Annotated in this window: 19 protein-coding genes; 3 read left to right on the top strand and 16 right to left on the bottom strand. The window is 61.5% G+C overall.

The features are described 5' to 3' along the window. Window positions 1-17: 17 nt before the first annotated feature. The gene (locus KW838_RS26535) at window positions 18-1,562 is read right to left on the bottom strand and encodes a sensor domain-containing diguanylate cyclase (protein WP_218504041.1); all 1,545 of its coding nucleotides are present in this window, start codon (window positions 1,560-1,562) and stop codon (window positions 18-20) included. A gap of 81 nt (window positions 1,563-1,643) precedes the next feature. Continuing rightward, window positions 1,644-2,171, bottom strand: a complete 528-nt coding sequence (locus KW838_RS26540) for a DUF3087 family protein (RefSeq protein WP_218504042.1) — start codon at window positions 2,169-2,171, stop codon at window positions 1,644-1,646. A gap of 234 nt (window positions 2,172-2,405) precedes the next feature. Here KW838_RS26540 and ppnN point away from each other — a divergent pair, with 234 nt between their 5' ends. Next, window positions 2,406-3,779, top strand: coding sequence for a nucleotide 5'-monophosphate nucleosidase PpnN (gene ppnN, locus KW838_RS26545; RefSeq protein ID WP_102701602.1), 1,374 nt, complete (start codon window positions 2,406-2,408; stop codon window positions 3,777-3,779). Between the two features lie 89 nt (window positions 3,780-3,868). Next, on the top strand, window positions 3,869-4,309 hold the full coding sequence (locus KW838_RS26550; protein ID WP_218504043.1) for an NUDIX hydrolase: 441 nt from the start codon (window positions 3,869-3,871) through the stop codon (window positions 4,307-4,309). A gap of 191 nt (window positions 4,310-4,500) precedes the next feature. Here the strand turns inward: KW838_RS26550 and KW838_RS26555 are convergent, their stop codons facing one another. Further along, a complete protein-coding gene (locus KW838_RS26555) occupies window positions 4,501-4,824 on the bottom strand; it encodes a DUF6124 family protein (protein ID WP_218504044.1) in 324 nt (107 codons plus the stop codon). Between the two features lie 380 nt (window positions 4,825-5,204). On the opposite strand from KW838_RS26555, the gene KW838_RS26560 reads away from it, so the two are divergent. Next, window positions 5,205-5,705, top strand: a complete 501-nt coding sequence (locus tag KW838_RS26560) for a hypothetical protein (protein ID WP_218504045.1) — start codon at window positions 5,205-5,207, stop codon at window positions 5,703-5,705. A 529-nt stretch (window positions 5,706-6,234) separates the two neighbouring features. Here KW838_RS26560 and KW838_RS26565 read toward each other — a convergent pair. The 13 genes from KW838_RS26565 to KW838_RS26625 all read right to left on the bottom strand — a co-directional run bounded on the left by KW838_RS26565 (window position 6,235) and on the right by KW838_RS26625 (window position 15,832). After that, window positions 6,235-7,077 carry a CsgG/HfaB family protein gene (locus tag KW838_RS26565; protein WP_102702436.1) on the bottom strand — a complete coding sequence of 281 codons (843 nt, stop codon included), beginning with the start codon at window positions 7,075-7,077 and terminating at the stop codon, window positions 6,235-6,237. 31 nt (window positions 7,078-7,108) lie between these two features. Then, complete coding sequence (locus KW838_RS26570; RefSeq protein WP_218504046.1) at window positions 7,109-7,549, bottom strand: curli assembly protein CsgF; 441 nt, start codon at window positions 7,547-7,549, stop codon at window positions 7,109-7,111. Next, entirely contained in the window at window positions 7,546-7,932 is a 387-nt protein-coding gene (gene csgE / locus KW838_RS26575; RefSeq protein WP_371317892.1) for a curli production assembly/transport protein CsgE, read from the bottom strand. The genes KW838_RS26570 and csgE overlap by 4 nt, the downstream gene beginning before the upstream one ends. Beyond that, complete coding sequence (locus KW838_RS26580) at window positions 7,932-8,471, bottom strand: type II secretion system protein (protein WP_102702439.1); 540 nt, start codon at window positions 8,469-8,471, stop codon at window positions 7,932-7,934. The genes csgE and KW838_RS26580 overlap by 1 nt, the downstream gene beginning before the upstream one ends. After that, window positions 8,446-8,820 carry a type II secretion system protein gene (locus tag KW838_RS26585; RefSeq protein WP_102702440.1) on the bottom strand — a complete coding sequence of 125 codons (375 nt, stop codon included), beginning with the start codon at window positions 8,818-8,820 and terminating at the stop codon, window positions 8,446-8,448. The genes KW838_RS26580 and KW838_RS26585 overlap by 26 nt, the downstream gene beginning before the upstream one ends. A 4-nt stretch (window positions 8,821-8,824) precedes the next feature. Next, window positions 8,825-9,298, bottom strand: a complete 474-nt coding sequence (locus KW838_RS26590; protein WP_102702441.1) for a type II secretion system protein — start codon at window positions 9,296-9,298, stop codon at window positions 8,825-8,827. Window positions 9,299-9,300: 2 nt separating this feature from the next. Further along, on the bottom strand, window positions 9,301-11,127 hold the full coding sequence (locus KW838_RS26595; RefSeq protein ID WP_102702442.1) for a secretin N-terminal domain-containing protein: 1,827 nt from the start codon (window positions 11,125-11,127) through the stop codon (window positions 9,301-9,303). Then, a complete protein-coding gene (locus KW838_RS26600) occupies window positions 11,124-11,642 on the bottom strand; it encodes a hypothetical protein (RefSeq protein ID WP_218504047.1) in 519 nt (172 codons plus the stop codon). The genes KW838_RS26595 and KW838_RS26600 overlap by 4 nt, the downstream gene beginning before the upstream one ends. Further along, on the bottom strand, window positions 11,642-12,190 hold the full coding sequence (locus KW838_RS26605) for a GspMb/PilO family protein (protein ID WP_102702444.1): 549 nt from the start codon (window positions 12,188-12,190) through the stop codon (window positions 11,642-11,644). Before KW838_RS26605 ends, KW838_RS26600 begins: the two co-directional genes overlap by 1 nt. Further along, window positions 12,177-12,722 (bottom strand): PilN domain-containing protein, encoded by a 546-nt coding sequence (locus KW838_RS26610; protein WP_102702445.1) that lies wholly within the window; start codon window positions 12,720-12,722, stop codon window positions 12,177-12,179. Before KW838_RS26610 ends, KW838_RS26605 begins: the two co-directional genes overlap by 14 nt. Before the next feature lies 1 nt (window position 12,723). After that, window positions 12,724-13,527, bottom strand: a complete 804-nt coding sequence (locus tag KW838_RS26615; protein WP_218504048.1) for a hypothetical protein — start codon at window positions 13,525-13,527, stop codon at window positions 12,724-12,726. Continuing rightward, on the bottom strand, window positions 13,508-15,214 hold the full coding sequence (locus tag KW838_RS26620; protein ID WP_218504049.1) for a GspE/PulE family protein: 1,707 nt from the start codon (window positions 15,212-15,214) through the stop codon (window positions 13,508-13,510). The genes KW838_RS26615 and KW838_RS26620 overlap by 20 nt, the downstream gene beginning before the upstream one ends. Before the next feature lie 84 nt (window positions 15,215-15,298). Beyond that, window positions 15,299-15,832 carry a response regulator gene (locus KW838_RS26625; protein WP_102702448.1) on the bottom strand — a complete coding sequence of 178 codons (534 nt, stop codon included), beginning with the start codon at window positions 15,830-15,832 and terminating at the stop codon, window positions 15,299-15,301. Window positions 15,833-15,982 lie beyond the last annotated feature (150 nt).

Consider the following 15,982-nt stretch of genomic DNA (forward strand, 5'->3'; position numbering starts at 1 on the left):
TGCCTGACGCCTGAGCCTCAGTTGGCAATCACACTCATGTTGCGCCCACTGGCCTTGGCCACGTACAGCGCCTTGTCCGCCGCACCGATCAGGTCTTCGGAGCGAACTTGGGAAGTACCATTGCTGGCACACACGCCAATGCTGACGGTGACGGCGCCTTCCGGGCTGTCGCTGTGGGCAATAGCGGCCTGCAGCACCGCGCGACGGATTTTCTCCGCCACCAGGAATGCCCCCACGTAGTCGGTGCCGGGCAGCACCACCGCAAACTCCTCGCCACCATAACGGGCGGCCAGGTCACCGGGGCGCTTGATGTTGTCGGTGATGATCGCACCGACCTTGCGTAAACACTCATCACCGGCCAGGTGACCGTAGCGGTCATTGAACGGTTTGAAATGATCGACATCGATCATCAGCAGCGCCAGCTCGGTCTGGCTGCGCCGGGCACGGCCCATTTCGGCATCGATGAACGCGTCGAACTGACGCCGGTTGGCCAGCCCCGTCAGCGCGTCTTTCAGGGCCAGGCCCTCGAGGTTGCGATTGACCTCCAGGAGCTTGTCCTGGGTGTCCAGCAACTCGACCTGCACCAGGTTCTGCTGCTTCATCAGCTTGATCAGCCGGAACCCCAGTACCCCGAGAACACTGAGCAACAGCGTGACGATGCCGGCGCTGAGCAGCGTTTCCTTGCGCCAACTGGCCAGCACTTCATCCTTGTTCAGCGCGACAAAAACGATCAGCGGATAACCCTCGACCCGGCGATAGCCCGTTACCCGCTCGACACCATCGATGACCGACGTGATCGTGGCCGTGCCCGCATCTCCCTTGGGCAACAACTGGGTGAACAACGGGCTCTTGGCGAGACTGCTGCCGATATCCGCCTCCTTGAAGGGTCGGCGAATGATAATGCTGGCGTTGTCGGCGATCAGGGTGATCACGCCGTTGCTGCCCATGTCGATGCTGTCGTAGAGCTGCAGGAAATGACTGAGGTAGATCGTCGCCAGTGCCACGCCAGCAAAACTGCCGTCGGGATGATTGAGCCGACGTGAAACCGTCATGATCCACTCGCCGCTCGAACGGCTCTTGATCGACGGCCCGATGTGCGGCCCTCGGCTGGGGTTGTCGCGATGGAAGATGAAGTATTCGCGGTCGGAATTGTTGACGCCGGTTTGGCCGGCGCCATTGGAATTGGCGAGCCACTGGCCGTTTTCGTCGAAAATGAACAAGCCATGGAGCTGGCTCAACTCACTGCGCTGGGCGTTGAGCAATGGCGGCAACCGGGATTGATCCACGCCGTCGTGTTCCAGGCGATCGACCAACGTGAAGAGCAGCGTATCGGCCTGCTTGATCGTTGCCTGCGCTTGCGAAGCCAGGGTCTGCGCCAGGTTGGACATCACCACTTCCTTGTCATGCAGGTGGTACTGGCGTGAGCTCCAGGCTTCCCAGATCACGATAGCCACCATCGACAGGCACACCGCCACCAGCAAGGTCACCGCCGAGCGGACCTTGAGCCGGGGCACGGCGGGTCGACGCATTTCAATTTGATCGTTGATCAATGGATGTCCCATGGTGCTCCCTGTGTCGATGACGGACGAACCTTCCTGATCGCCGTTTTTGCTCACTATGCCCGAGCCGGGCTCGTCATGATGTTAGCGCGACGCCTGCTTTACCGCCTCCAGCCACGCCGGATCCAGCCGTATCTGTTCGATTTCGATGCCCTGGGCTTGCATCCGTTCCCTGTGCTGGTCCATTTCGCGGATCAACTGGCCGTGGTCACTGGAGTTGCCATCGAGTTGATGCATCTGGTTCAAGCCCAAATGGTAGAAACGCAACAGCTTCATCGCAACCGGATCACCCCGCTCCACGGCCGCCGTTACATGATGCATGACATTGGTGATGCTCATCAGGCTGCGCTTGAGCTGCCAACTGTAGACCGCAGGCGCCATCCACGCCTGATGCCAGAACACCTTGCGCATCAGCACCACCATCGCCAGCACGGCAACGAACACGCCACCGACGTTGAAGCGCAGATTGTCGCCCGCCGGCGTGCCGAACAGCGCCACCGCCGCCGTGGACAGCAGCATCGCCAGCGCCAGGAAGATCAGGGCAATGATGACCGTGCTGCGCCGCGTCTGTTGCCGGTAGGTGTCAGCGTTCATCGGCTGGATTTCGAACATTGCGTCGGGTTTCCTGAGCTGAAAGGGTAAAAAGGGGGCTGAGGCAAAAAGACAGCGTGCCATTATCGCCTCTGCGAGGGATTTAGCTATGCTGGGGCTCCTTTTCATCTTTTCATCGTCAAGCGGGGGACATGGCGAGACCGCGCAGTTCGTGCCATCTTCTTTCATGAATACACATTATTCGGATGCCATTCGTAGTTGCTGTGTGAATGACATCGTTTTAAGGATCATTGAATGACCCAACGCCAAGTTATCAACGCCTCCGTCAGTCCAAAAGGCAGCCTGGAAACGCTCTCGCAACGGGAAGTCCAGCAATTGAGCGAGGCCGGTTCCGGCAGTACCTACACCCTCTTCCGCCAGTGCGCCCTGGCCATCCTCAACACCGGCGCCCATGTCGACAACGCCAAGACCATTCTGGAAGCCTACAAGGATTTCGAGATCCGCATTCACCAGCAGGACCGCGGCGTGCGCCTGGAACTGCTGAACGCCCCGGCCGACGCCTTCGTCGACGGCGAAATGATCGCCAGCACCCGGGAAATGCTGTTCAGCGCCTTGCGTGACATCGTCTACACCGAAAACGAACTCGACAGCCAGCGCATCGACCTGAGCAACTCCCAGGGCATCAGCGACTACGTCTTCCACCTGCTGCGCAACGCCCGCACCCTGCGCCCCGGCGTCGAGCCGAAGATCGTGGTGTGCTGGGGCGGGCACTCGATCAACACCGAAGAATACAAATACACCAAAAAAGTCGGCCACGAACTGGGCCTGCGCAGCCTGGACATCTGCACCGGTTGCGGCCCCGGCGTGATGAAAGGCCCGATGAAAGGCGCGACCATCGCCCACGCCAAGCAACGCATCCACGGCGGCCGCTACCTGGGCCTGACCGAACCCGGCATCATCGCCGCCGAAGCGCCGAACCCGATCGTCAACGAACTGGTGATCCTGCCGGACATCGAAAAACGCCTGGAAGCCTTCGTCCGCGTCGGTCACGGCATCATCATCTTCCCGGGCGGCGCCGGTACGGCCGAGGAATTCCTGTACCTGCTGGGCATCCTGATGCACCCGGACAACGCAGGCCTGCCCTTCCCGGTCGTCCTCACCGGGCCGAAACATGCCGCTCCGTACCTGGAGCAACTGGACGCGTTCGTCGGCGCCACCCTGGGCGACGCCGCCAAGCAGCACTACCAGATCATCATCGATGACCCGGCCGAAGTGGCGCGCCAGATGACCCAGGGCCTCAAGGCGGTCAAGCAGTTCCGCCGCGAGCGCAACGACGCATTCCACTTCAACTGGCTGTTGAAAATCGACGAAGGCTTCCAGCGCCCGTTCGACCCGACCCACGAAAACATGGCCAACCTGAAACTGAGCCTCGACCTGCCCTCCCACGAACTGGCGGCCAACCTGCGCCGCGCGTTCTCCGGCATCGTCGCCGGCAACGTCAAGGACAAGGGCATCCGCCTGATCGAAGAGCACGGGCCCTACCAGATCCGTGGCGACGCGGCGATCATGCAACCGCTGGACCTGCTGCTCAAAGCCTTCGTCGCCCAGCACCGCATGAAACTGCCGGGCGGCGCGGCGTATGTGCCGTGTTACCGGGTAGTGGCTTAACCCTTCCGGTGTAATAACACCGACATGAGCTTTACCGTCGCGAGCCGCAGTGAAAGCTGCGGTTCGCGTCACTCTATGGAAAGAAAAAAATGCGCCAACGTCATTCCGCCAGGCTGCTGGTGATCAATCCCTCGCAACAGGTTCTGCTGTTTCACTTCCGGCACAAAGGCGATGCCCTCGACGGCCAAAGCCACTGGGCGACACCCGGTGGCGGGCTTGAGCCGGGTGAATCCTTTGAGGCTGCGGCGATTCGTGAGCTGTTTGAAGAAACCGGGCTGAATGTCGCAGCCGTGGGACCCAGCGTTGCAGAGCGCAGTTTTGCGATGATGCTGCCAAGTGGCGAAACGGTGTTGTCGGTTGAACGGTATTTTGTGGTTCATACCGAGAGTGAACGCCTGTCCCGTGAGGGATGGACAGCTCACGAAGTCCGGGTAATGGCGGACCATAAGTGGTGGTCCGTAGCCGAACTGCGAGAGACCCGAGAAACGGTGTGGCCTGAGCGGTTGATCGAGATGCTGGAAAGCGCCTGAAGCATGGGTGATAGCCATGCATCTGGGCAATCAGACATACACAATCCATGTGGCGAGGGAGCTTGCTCCCGTCGACTGCGCAGCAGTCGTAAATCGGCTGATGCGGTATATCCCGCGATAGGGTGTCTGCCGGTTTGGGGCCGCTTCGCGCCCCAGCGGGAGCAAGCTCCCTCGCCACAATGGTTCTGTGTTTAGTCCAGTGGGGCAACGTTATCCAGTGCGCGGTTGACCGCCAGGTCCGCCAGCATGATCACCTGCTGGATCCCCAACAACATGCTGCGTTGCGGACCATCCAGGAATGTTGCGAAATCACTGGCCATGACGCTCGCCGACGCCAGCGATTCACAGGCATGGGTCAACAGGCTTTCGGTGTCGATGTTCGGTGCGATGGTGAACATCGTGCTGGGGTTGTGGGGGGCGTTGTTTTTGAGGATGGCGGGTTTTAGGTGGAGGCCGGATGCACGTTGGTTGGTATCGGCTTCTGATTCGGGGGGATTGGGTGTGGGTTTGACCATGACGAAGCTCCTTGATTGATGGAGCCGCCACAATTCGCTGCGAAACGAAGAAGGTGGCGGCCATACGCAGGTTCGCAGACCGGGAATCAAGGAACCCGGCAGACCCGAAAGTCTCCCGCGCACAGCCGCCATAACGCAAAACAGTGGGCGAACAAAAGCGCCAACTGTATGGAAACGGTGGCGCTGAGCGCCTTGATTAACCTGGGCTGCGAAACCCGGTCGCTGAATTTGCAGCGACCCGACAACGATAGAGTCAGGGTCCAAGGCCCACAAGCCGGCGGATTCTGGCGTAGTTGTAGGCAACGACGCAAGGTGGTGTAGCCTCACTCCTGGTCCTACAGCCTTGCCTGACATCCATAATTTCTGGCCATTTTGATGGTGTGAGGCAGAGGATTTTCGTTGGCTGTCAGGCCGCCTTCGCGAGCAAGCCCGCTCCCACAGGTGCCGAGTACAGCCCCAAGAAATTGGTCGGCTGTCAGGCCGCCTTCGCGGGCAAGCCCGCTCCCACAGGTGCCGAGTACAGTTCCAAGAAATTGGTTGGCTGTCAGGCCGCCTTCGCGGGCAGGCTCGCTCCCACAGGTGCCGAGTACAGCGCCAAGGAATTGGTTGGCTTTCAGGCCGCCTTCGCGGGCAAGCCCGCTCCCACAGGTGCCGAGTACAGCTCCAAGGAATTGGTTGGCTTTCAGGCCGCCTTCGCGGGCAAGCCCGCTCCCACAGGTGCCGAGTACAGTTCCAAGGAATTGGTCGGCTGTCAGGCCGTCTTCGCGAGCAGGCTCGCTCCCACAGGTGCCGAGTACAGTTCCAAGGAATTGGTCGGCTGTCAGGCCGTCTTCGCGAGCAGGCTCGCTCCCACAGGTGCCTACCGGCCGACCTGGTACTGATGGGAGAGTGTTTCCCTGTAGGAGCTGCCGAAGGCTGCGATCTTTTGATTTTGATTTTTGACAATGTCGAAGGAGGCGAAAGATCAAGATCAAAAGATCGCAGCCTTCGGCAGCTCCTACAGGGGGGAATGCGTACAACCCCACCACTCAACAGGCCGAGCGTTAGCTCGCCTGCAGCTCTTGATCCACCCGCCCCCTCGGCAGGCTGAGCGGAGGTGTTCATCCGGGGATGGGCGCGCAGCGCCGTTCGACGCAGTCGAACTCATTGCATGTAGGTCGAAGCGAAGCCGACCGGAGGGCAATGCCCCCGGATGAATGCCGGAGCGAAGGAACCCCGAGCCTCAGCGAGGGGCCGTACGTAAGGGGCGAGCGCTTTTGGTTACTTTTAAGGCGCTTGTTAAAAGTGACTCGCCGTAAGGGCGAAACCATAAGCCGCCGTTACCTAAAAAACGGATATGTACTCAATCACCCAAGAACCTGGTCGGCTCAAAGGCCGCCAAGGTCAAAAGATCGCAGCCTTCGGCAGCTCCTACTTGTTCTGCGTCAGATACCGCTCCAGCGTCTCATTCTGCGCAGGCTGGGAATTGTCCCCGGCCACCTGCCACAACCGCCGCTCGATCCCCTGGGCCAGCAAATGCCCCACCGCCGACTCGATCGCCGACAACACACACAACTGCGCCGGCTCGTTGGTGGTATAGCCGACCTCGGCCTCAAGCAGCTTCTTGAACTCGATGAACTTGAACACCCCGGCACTGCGACCGACCGAATAAATGGTCTTGCTGGTCATCACGTTGGCCAGCACCTGCCCGCTGCGCACGTCCACCGCCCGCAGGTTCACCGTGACCTGATCCACGCGGTACTCACGGGAAATGTCGATGCCCAGGTAGCGAGCCCCTTCCCCGCCACTGCGCACGTTGGTGTCGTAGGCGATGATCCCGCCTTCGAGCATCATGTTTGCCGCCTGCAGCGGCGGCAGCTCACCCAGGATGTTCACCGGTGTATTGGGTTTCTTTTGCGAGGCGCGGATGATCTTGCGTTCGGTCAACAGGTTTTGCAGCCCTTCACGCTCCAGTACCACGAACCAGCCACTGGCCTGCAAGGCGTCCATCAGCATGCTCGCCGCGCCCTGGGTCACGCTGGTGGAAAACGAGCTGGCCGGGGTTGGCTTGTATTGCCCGGTCTGGTCGCGAAAGCCGTACACCACGGCCATCAACTTGCCCTTGGGGCGCGGCAAGTTCAACAAGTCGTAATAGGTCGAGGCCCTGGGGGTCAGGGTCGGCGTTTCCGTGTCCTGTTCAGCGGACATCGGTTCACGCAGACCACAGCCGGAAAGCACCGCCAACAGCATCCCTAGCACCATTATTCTTTTCATATCCGTAACTCCCCATCGGCCCATATCCCCATCAAGGGGTGGTGGTGATGCCGTTTACCTGGATTTCCGACACTTCACCGGTTGCCCGGTCGGTCACGTTGATCGTCAATGCCCCCGAGTCGTCGATGACGTTGACGATAAAGGCGTCAGTCGACAGGCTCCCGGTGTTGCCCGTGGAGATGTTGTCCAGCAGTTGCCCCAGCAACCGCGATTGCAACTGACTGGTAAACCGTTCCAGGGCCGAAGTGCCGGCCACAGCGGTACGGTTGTTCAGATCGGGATCGTCGTAGTCGTTCTGCGCCTGGGCGTTGTTGAGCAGCCAGGTGCCGTTCAACGGGTTGCCGCCGAACGCCGGGTTGATGGGGGTGTAGACCAGCTCTGTGGCATGGACCAGGCCAGCACTTCCCGCCCCGGCAAACCAGAGGCCGAGCAACCACAGTCCCGTACGCTTGCCGAAAGTTGTTTCCTTCATAGTTCGTCCCTCTCAAGGTCGGTGGTGTCCTGCAACAAGGCTTCCAGCTTGCGCCGCACGATCTCCATGCGAACCTGGTCGGCAGCCTCATAGGCCTCGTCTTTCAACTCCACTGTGTTCGGCGGCAGGAAGCGCCGATAAACCAGTCGTTGCTGAAACTCCACGGTCACCAGGCTGCCCCAGCGCGCCGAAGGTCTTTCGCGTACCACCAGGTTGAAGTCCATCGGGCTGGTGGCACGCAGGCGCTCACTGAACGAGTAATAAAAGTCATGGCCGATGTGCGAAATCGTGTCGTCGATGATGAACCCCAGCATCTCGTCGTCTTGCGCCGAGGCGAAGCTCGCCCCCAGCGACAGGACCAGTGCCGCGAGCCAGTGCCGGATCAAGGCTGCAATGCCTCAGGTGCGGTGGACTGTGCTTTGGGCTGCCCGCTGGTGTCATCGAGGAAGGCTTTCTCGGCCACGAACTGCCAGTCCTTGTAGCTGGCCATGCCGTTGAAGTCCGACCACTGGCTGGGAAAGTTCACCTGCTTGAGCGGTTTCTCCGTGGAGGGGCAGTACACACCGCTGATCCGTCCGTCGACACCGCGTATCAGCTCCCATTCGCCCCCCGTCATCGGCTCCGGGTACAACTGGCGGATATGGTGCATGGCCGACGGGAAGCGCTCGTCCTGCAACAGGTCCGCGAGTTCTTTCGGGTACATGGCGACGCCGGGCGAACTGCGGTAATAGCTGCGCAGCGCCTGGGCATACTGCGTACCGACCCAGAGCAACTGGTTTTCCCGGTCCCGGCGTGAAGCGGTGGCCCACAACTCGCCGGCACTGGCCAGGCCCATGCCCATCACGACAATCAGAAACAGCACACCCAGGTAGGTGAAGCCGTCCTGGCCCGAAGGCTTACCATTCGGAGTAAAGGCTGCCATCACGAGCCCTCCCGGAGGCGCCACTCTTGATATCGGCCACCCCGCCCGCCACGCCTTCCGGTGGCGGGACCATGACCCAGGTATCCTTGCGCTCGGCAATCGGGTCCAGCGGCTGGTTACGCAGGTAGCGCAGTTCGACCAGCTGTTCGATGGAGTCGGGATAACGCCCGGTGTCGCCGTAGTAGTGGTCCAGCGCCTCGCGCATGGACGACAGGCTCTGGCGCAGGGTGGTCTCTTTCGAGGCTTCCAGGCTGGTGAAATAGCGTGGCATGGCGATCGTCATCAGGGTCGCGATGATTGCCATGACCACCATCAGTTCCAACAGGGTAAAACCCTTTTGCCGACGCATATGCTCACCACTCACGATAGGCGATGCCGTTGAGACCCTTGCCCCGGGCCTTGGAGTAAACGTCAAAGACGTCCTGGCCCGCCCGCGGGTTCTCAGCCGAACTGTCATAGGCACGCAGGCCCCAGCCGCCCTCGTCGTCACGCTTGACGGTGGCCAGCGGATCACGGGGGATGCGCCGCAGGAAATAGAACTTGGCCCCCTTGGCGCTGCGCACGTCACGTACACCGTCGACCAGCACTTTCAGGTTCGGCGGGTAGCCGTTGCTGTCGAGCGACTTCTCGATATAACCGGCGTCGAAGGCACGCTTGTAGGCGTCGATGCCATCGCGGATCTGGTACAGCGCGGTCCGCAGTTCCTGCTCTTTGCCCCGGCGCACCACCGTCTCGGTCAGCGGTGCGGCCATGCCGGCCAACAGGCCGACCAGGGCCAGCGTCACCACGACTTCGATCAGGGTAAAACCGCGTTGCGAGGCGTTCATGATCAAGGCTTTCCGACGGTAACGGTGGTGGCGATCGGTGCGCTCATTGGGCCGGTCTGAACCGTCGTGTTCATCGAACGGTCAGGGGCCTGGATGTGCATGCTGGTTTCGGTGCCGGTCGGGAATTCCATGTCCGACGGGCTCTGGTACGGCAGGTTGCGCACGATCCGCGGGGTGATCGACAGCACCAGTTCGGACTTGCTGACATCGTCCTTGTTACTGCCGAACAGGCGGCCCAGGCCAGGAATGTCGCCAAGGCCAGGGATCTTGTTTCCGCTGCTGCCATGGTCGTTGCGCACCAGGCCGGCGAGGATCTGGGTTTCGCCATCATGCAGACGCAAGGTGGTCTGGGCGTTGCGGGTATCGACCTGGACGGGAATGGTGCCCTGGGCGGTCGGCGTCAGCGGCGTGGCGTTACTGACTTCCAGCGCGATCTTGATCGCCACTTCGTTGTTCAGGTGCACGATGGGCTGCACTTCAAGCTTCAGACCCACGTCGAGGTAAGTCACGCTTTCGGTGATCACCGGGCCCTGGGTCGAAGGCACCGAGGTGGCGCTGATGATCGGCACGCGCTGACCGATGTGGATGCGCGCCTGTTCGCGGTTGCTCACCCGGATCACCGGGCTGGCCAGGGTGTTGATGTCCTTGTCCTGGGCGTTGATCTTCGCCTGGGGCGCCGGGCTGATGGAGATGCGGCTGGAGTCGATGCCTTTGAGCTGGTCAAGGATGGACACTGGCGAGCCGTCGCTGTTGATCACACCAAAGGTGTTGGGCCATTGCAGGCCGAGGTCGAGAATGCGCTGACGGGCCACTTCCATCACTTCCACTTCCAGCACCACTTCGGGGTTGGACTGGTCCTGCGATTGCAGGAGTTTTTCCGCCATGCGGATGGCGTCGCCGGTGTCGCGCATGGTCAGGGTATTGAGGCGTTCATCGACGAACACGTCGCGGGTCTTGAGCATGGTCTTGATCATGTTCAGCGCGGTGTTGGCATCGATGCTGGTCAGGTAGAAGGTGCGCATCACCAGCTCCTGGTAATCCTTGAGCTTCTGCGGCGAGTCCGGGTAAATCAGCAAGGTGTTTTCATTCACCACTTTCTGGTGCAACTGGTTCTGTTGCAGCAGCAATTCCACGGCGTCTTCGATGCGCACGTCACGTACGAAGATCGTGGCTTTCATGTCCGGGCGCAGGTCCTTGTCGAAGATGAAGTTCAGGCCGGCGACCTGGGACAGCACTTCGAAAATGGTCTTCAGGTTGGCGTCGCGAAACTCCAGGGTCACCGGCCGGTCCAGGCGTGTACGCAACTGCGGGTACTGCACCACGTTGCGGCTCTGCACCAGGCGGATGCTGTCCTGCAGTTCCCGGGCACCCTCGTTCTGCGGGTCCAGTTCGAGAATCTGCTTGACCTGGCGGTCGGCACCGTAGATGTCACCGCGACGCAGGTCGCCACGGGCCATTTCGAGTTTCTCGTCCATGCTGCGCAGGTAGTCGAGTTGACGCAGGGAGTCCTGGGCACGACGGTTGTTCGGCTCGATGCCCAGGACCCGGCTGTAGCCCATGCGGGCCCCGGCGAAATTACGCTGGGCGCGGTCCATGTCGGCCTGGGTCAGCAGTGCCGTCACGGCGCGGGCCCGACCGCTGTTGAGTGCTATGTGCAGATCGGTATCGCGAGGGTTCTCGCGCAACCCCTGTTCGATGCGAGCCAGGCCGGCTTCGTACTGGCCGGATTCCATGAGGGCGGAAGCTTCTTCCTTGGCGACCTGCGCCGAACTGCATGCAGCCAGCCCTGCGCAGAGACAAAGACTCATCAGCAAACGGGATTTGTTCATTCCGTACTCCCCACAGACAGAGTCTGAGCTAAATGCAGAGGCAGGTAGACCAGGCTCAGCTCCTCTTTGGAAATGCGCTCGATCCGCCAGGTTTCGTCGATGACATCCCCTTTGCGTACGACGTATATTTTTTCGCCGCTCTGCAAGAACACCTGCAGATCGGAACGGTCATCCAGCCTGCCGACAAACTGGAAGGGCAACGGCGGTGCAGTGGGGACCTGCACCTCTGGGGTCACGACTACCGGTTGTTCAATAACGGTGCCGAGGACCGGCGCCGGTTTCCAGCTGCGGGCGGCGAACAGGTCGCCTGCCGGGCTCAGGTCCTTGATCGGCACGACCGCCGTGGCGCTCGATGCAGCCGCCGCTGCGCCCGGAGCCCTGCCTTTGGCTGACGTGGCCACGGCGGCCAGCGCCGGGTCGCTGTCGTCAGCCTGCTTGAAGTATTCGGGGAACCAGGCGAGCGCGGCCGCTACACCGAAGAACGCCACCCACCCCACCACTCGTTTGGTATTCATCATGACCTCGACAGGTAAAGGGTCATGCGGATCCGCCCGGTCAGGTCGGTATCGGCGATCTTCTTGCGCTGCAGCTCCACATCCTCCAGCACCACCGCCGGCAACTGGCCGAGCAAGGCGTGCAGGAAACGCCGCAGTTGCGGATAGCTGCCACGTACCGGCAGCAGAATCTGATAACGGGCCAGGTGCGTCTTGGGGTCCACGCCCAGGGAGTACTCACCCCGGGACAAGGTGATGCGCTCCTGGGCGGCCAGGGCGTAGATCTTGTCGATGGCCACGGTGGCCTGGGGCTGGGACGGCAACTTGCTGCGGAAGTCGTCGAGCTGGCGCTGCGGCACCACCGGTGCGGCCACCGTGCCGTCTTCGACCTTGGCCAGGTACTCGGTGGCTTCGCGGGTCTGCTGGCTGAGGCTTTGCAGCGACTGCCAGTCCGGCAGCAATCCGACCAGGCCATAGCTCAGCGCCAGCACCAGCATGGCCAACCCTGCCAGCCCCGGAACGCCCAGGCCTTGCAGGTATTCGTGGACAATCAATTTATGGATTTGCATCGCCGATCTCCCAGGTAGCCGACAGGTTGAACTGCACCGGGTGTTCCGGCACGTTGGCGACAATTTCGTGGCTCAGCAGCGACACGTCGGACAGCTCGTCGCTGGCTTCGAGGCGGCGGTGGAAATCGAGCATGGCGTCCAGGTCCATCGCCTCGGCGCTGATCCGGACCTGGCCTTTGCGGGCGTCCGGGGTCAGGGTCAGCAGGGCAATGTTGTCCCGCGGCATGGCTTCCAGCGTGGCGAACAGACGCTCCCAAGGGCGGCGCAACTGCTGGGAGACCTTGCGCATTTCGGCCAGGTTCTGCGCCTGCTCGCGAGTTTCCGCCGGGGTCAGGCCGGGCTTGCTGCCGTTGTCGCCGGTGAGCACCCGCTGGGTGGTTTGCAGGTGGCCCTGCTGTTGTTCGGCCTCGTTGCTCAGGTGCTGCTGCACCAGAGCGCAACTCAGTGTCAGCACCACACCACCGGCCAGCAGGCTCCAGCCCAGGGGGCCTGCACGGCGGCGCGGCTGAAAGTCGAGCATCAGGGGGCGCATGTCAGGCCACCGCCCGAGACATGACGTACAGGCAATCGCGTACGGCTGTCCGGTCTTCTTCGAGGGTGCGCAGATGCACACCGGGCACATCAGGGTGCGAGTCGATGCGCGCCGGCGCATGCAGGTAGACCGTCAACGGCCGTTCGCTGGTGGATGCCTGCAACTGGTTCTCACGGCCGATGAGCGCCGTCAGGGCCGCATCACTGTCGCTGCTGCCCACCGAACGCACCGACGTCCAGCGCCCTTCCCTGGCCAGCAGCAACACGCTGCGTACCGGTTCGGCGACCACGAACAGGAAGTCCTCGGCATCAAGGCTTTTATCGAAATGGTTGAACGCCGCCATCAGGTACGGCTGCACTGAACGCAGGCGCAAGCCACGCGCGCTGACCAGGGCGCGCAGGCGGTCGAGCAAGTCCTGGGGCAGCGCGGTAGCGATACGGTCATAGCCGGCAGGCTCGGCCGACAGCACCAGGCTCCAGGGTTGCGTCGGTGCACCGTAGAGGTCTTCGAAACACAGTTGGGCGAAGCCGAGCAATTCGGCCGGGCTGCTGATCTGATCGCTCCAGGGCACCAGGCAATAGCGGCTGAAGTGTCCGGAGATCACCACCGTCAGTTCCGCCCTGGCAACGGCGTGCTCGGCCAGCAAACGGTCGAGGGTGTCGAGGGCCACCGCCCAGGCCTGGAAACCTTCGTCGATGTAGCCGACGCTGCCCAGCCAGTGGGTTGCACTGCCTTGCCGATGCCCCAGGCCTACACCGCTGGCGCCGAGCACGGCGACAAATTGCTCACGAGATAAAAGTGACACGATTGATCTCCTCGAGAGTGGTCCGGCCTTGTTCGACCATCTCCAGCGCCGACTCGCGCAACAGGCGCAAGCCACGTTTGCAGGCATGGGCCTTGATTTTCGAAATGGGCTGGCGCTCGACGATCATTTGCCGCAGTTCGTCATCCAGGTGCAGCAGCTCGGCAATCGCACTGCGCCCGCGATACCCGGTGCCCCGGCAATGCCCGCAACCCTTGCCGTGGACGAACGTGTAGTGAGCGACCTTTTGCGGATCGAGCCCCGAGACCTCCAGCTCTTCTTCCGTCGGGCTGTAAGGGGTGCTGCAACTGGTGCAGACCAGACGGATCAAACGCTGGGCCAGGACGGCATTGAGTGCCGAGACCAGGCTGTAGGGATCGATTTCCATCTGGGTGAACCGGCCGATCACGTCGAACACGTTGTTGGCGTGGATGGTGGTGAACACCAGGTGACCGGTGAGCGCCGATTGCACGGCGATCTGTGCGGTGTCCGGGTCGCGGATTTCACCGACCATGATCTTGTCCGGGTCATGACGCAGGATCGAGCGCAGGCCCCGGGCGAAGGTCAGGCCCTTTTTCTCGTTGACGGGGATTTGCAGTACGCCCGGCAGTTGATATTCCACCGGGTCTTCAATGGTGATGATCTTGTCCACGCCGTGGTTGATCTCGGTGATCATCGCGTACAGGGTGGTGGTCTTGCCGCTACCGGTAGGCCCGGTCACCAACACCATGCCGTAGGGTTCGGCGGCCAACCGGCGCAACTGGCGCAGGGTATCTTCTTCAAAGCCCAGGGCCTGCAGTTGCACGCCACAGACTTTGTCGGCGAGGTCCTGTTTGTCGAGCACCCGCAGCACCGCGTCTTCGCCGAAGATGCTCGGCATGATCGACACCCGGAAGTCGATCTGCCGGCCGCTGATGCCGATCTTGAAACGACCGTCCTGGGGCACGCGCTTTTCGCCGATGTCCAGTTCAGCCATGACCTTGACCCGGGAAATCACTTGCTCGGCGAACTCGCTGCCCTGGATCTTGCTGATGTTGTTGAGCACACCGTCGATCCGGTACTTGATCACCAGGCCGCTGCCAGTGGTGCCGAGGTGGATGTCGCTGGCGTGCATTTTCAGCGCGTCGTACAGCGTCGAGTTGACCAGCTTGACCACCACGCTGGCGTCTTCGCTGATGCTGGTCAGGGACAGGCTTTGCAGGGTGTCGACTTCGGCTCCGCCCTCGGCCTGGGCGTTGAGCGATTCCACCGCATGGAAACTTTCTTCGTGACGCGCCAGGTAGGCCTTCAGGTCGTCGGCATGCACCAGGTACAGCGGCGCGCCGTGCAGGCATTCATCGATCCAGGCCAGGCGTGCGCTGTCGAAGGGGTCGGCGAACACGCCGATGACCGCGTCGTCGTGACGCAGCAGGATGAATTCACGCTTGAGGCATTGGGCCAGGGTCACCCGATCGAACACCGGGGTGGCACTGAACAGGCTGTCGGTGTCGAGCACCGGGTAGTGCAGGGTTACACCCAGGCACTGGATGAAAGGCATGGGAGCCAGTTCACTCAACTCCCCGAGGGTGTCCAGCATCCGCTCGCCGGAACTGGTGGCCAGGGCGCGGGCCTGGGCCAGTTGTTCACTGGTGAAACGAGTCGGTACACCTTCCACTTGCGCCGGTTCTACGGCAAGGGATAGACGGTCCATGGCATGCTCTCCAACGCCCGGGGCTTTGAGCCCTGTCGGCGCGGCGAGCCATTTCGGCACAGGCCGGAACGTCTTGTCGCGCCACTACTCCCCGGTGAGCAATTGTTCGTCGTCTGGCGCCTTGGAGGCCGATGTATTTTTTCGGCGATCTGCAAGCACCCAACTACCGTCGTACAACTGCAGCGGGAAACTCTCGGTCCTGCTCTGGCGTCGTTCGACGAATCCTTCGGAGGTGCTCACACCCGGCCTGGGCTCGCGTCGCCTGCCCAGAAGATCAAGCACTGCACGGGCCAATTCCGCCAACGGAAAGGGCTTGAACAGGATATGGCTGACTCCCAGTAGCCGGGCCCGCTCGCAAACTTCCGCGGTTGGATGCCCTGTGATCAGCACAAAATGGCACTTCCTGTTCTGGCGGACGGCATCGAGCACCTGAAAGCCTTCCATATCGGGCAAGCGGTAATCGAACACCATCACATCGGGTGCGAAATCGTCAGCTTCGGCGATTCCATGTGCACCGTCGTGAGCAATCCGGACTTCCAGCGCTTGCGCCTGCAGGTAACCCTGGAGGTTTTCCGCCAGCAGCTGTTCGTCATCAACAACCAGTACTTTATTTAACAAGGTCGACTCCTTGAAACCGCAGGTCCGGGTTTTGAACCTGGCGGAGCGCGTGCCCTGAGAGGACTAACGCACACTTCATGCCAGACTGAGCGCCGGTAAATTTAGACCTTCATGTCCTTGAATTTAAAAACAATGCCTTTTCGTCCAGCA

This window comes from Pseudomonas sp. PDM27 (genome assembly GCF_019219205.1).
GTDB lineage: Bacteria > Pseudomonadota > Gammaproteobacteria > Pseudomonadales > Pseudomonadaceae > Aquipseudomonas > Aquipseudomonas laurylsulfatiphila.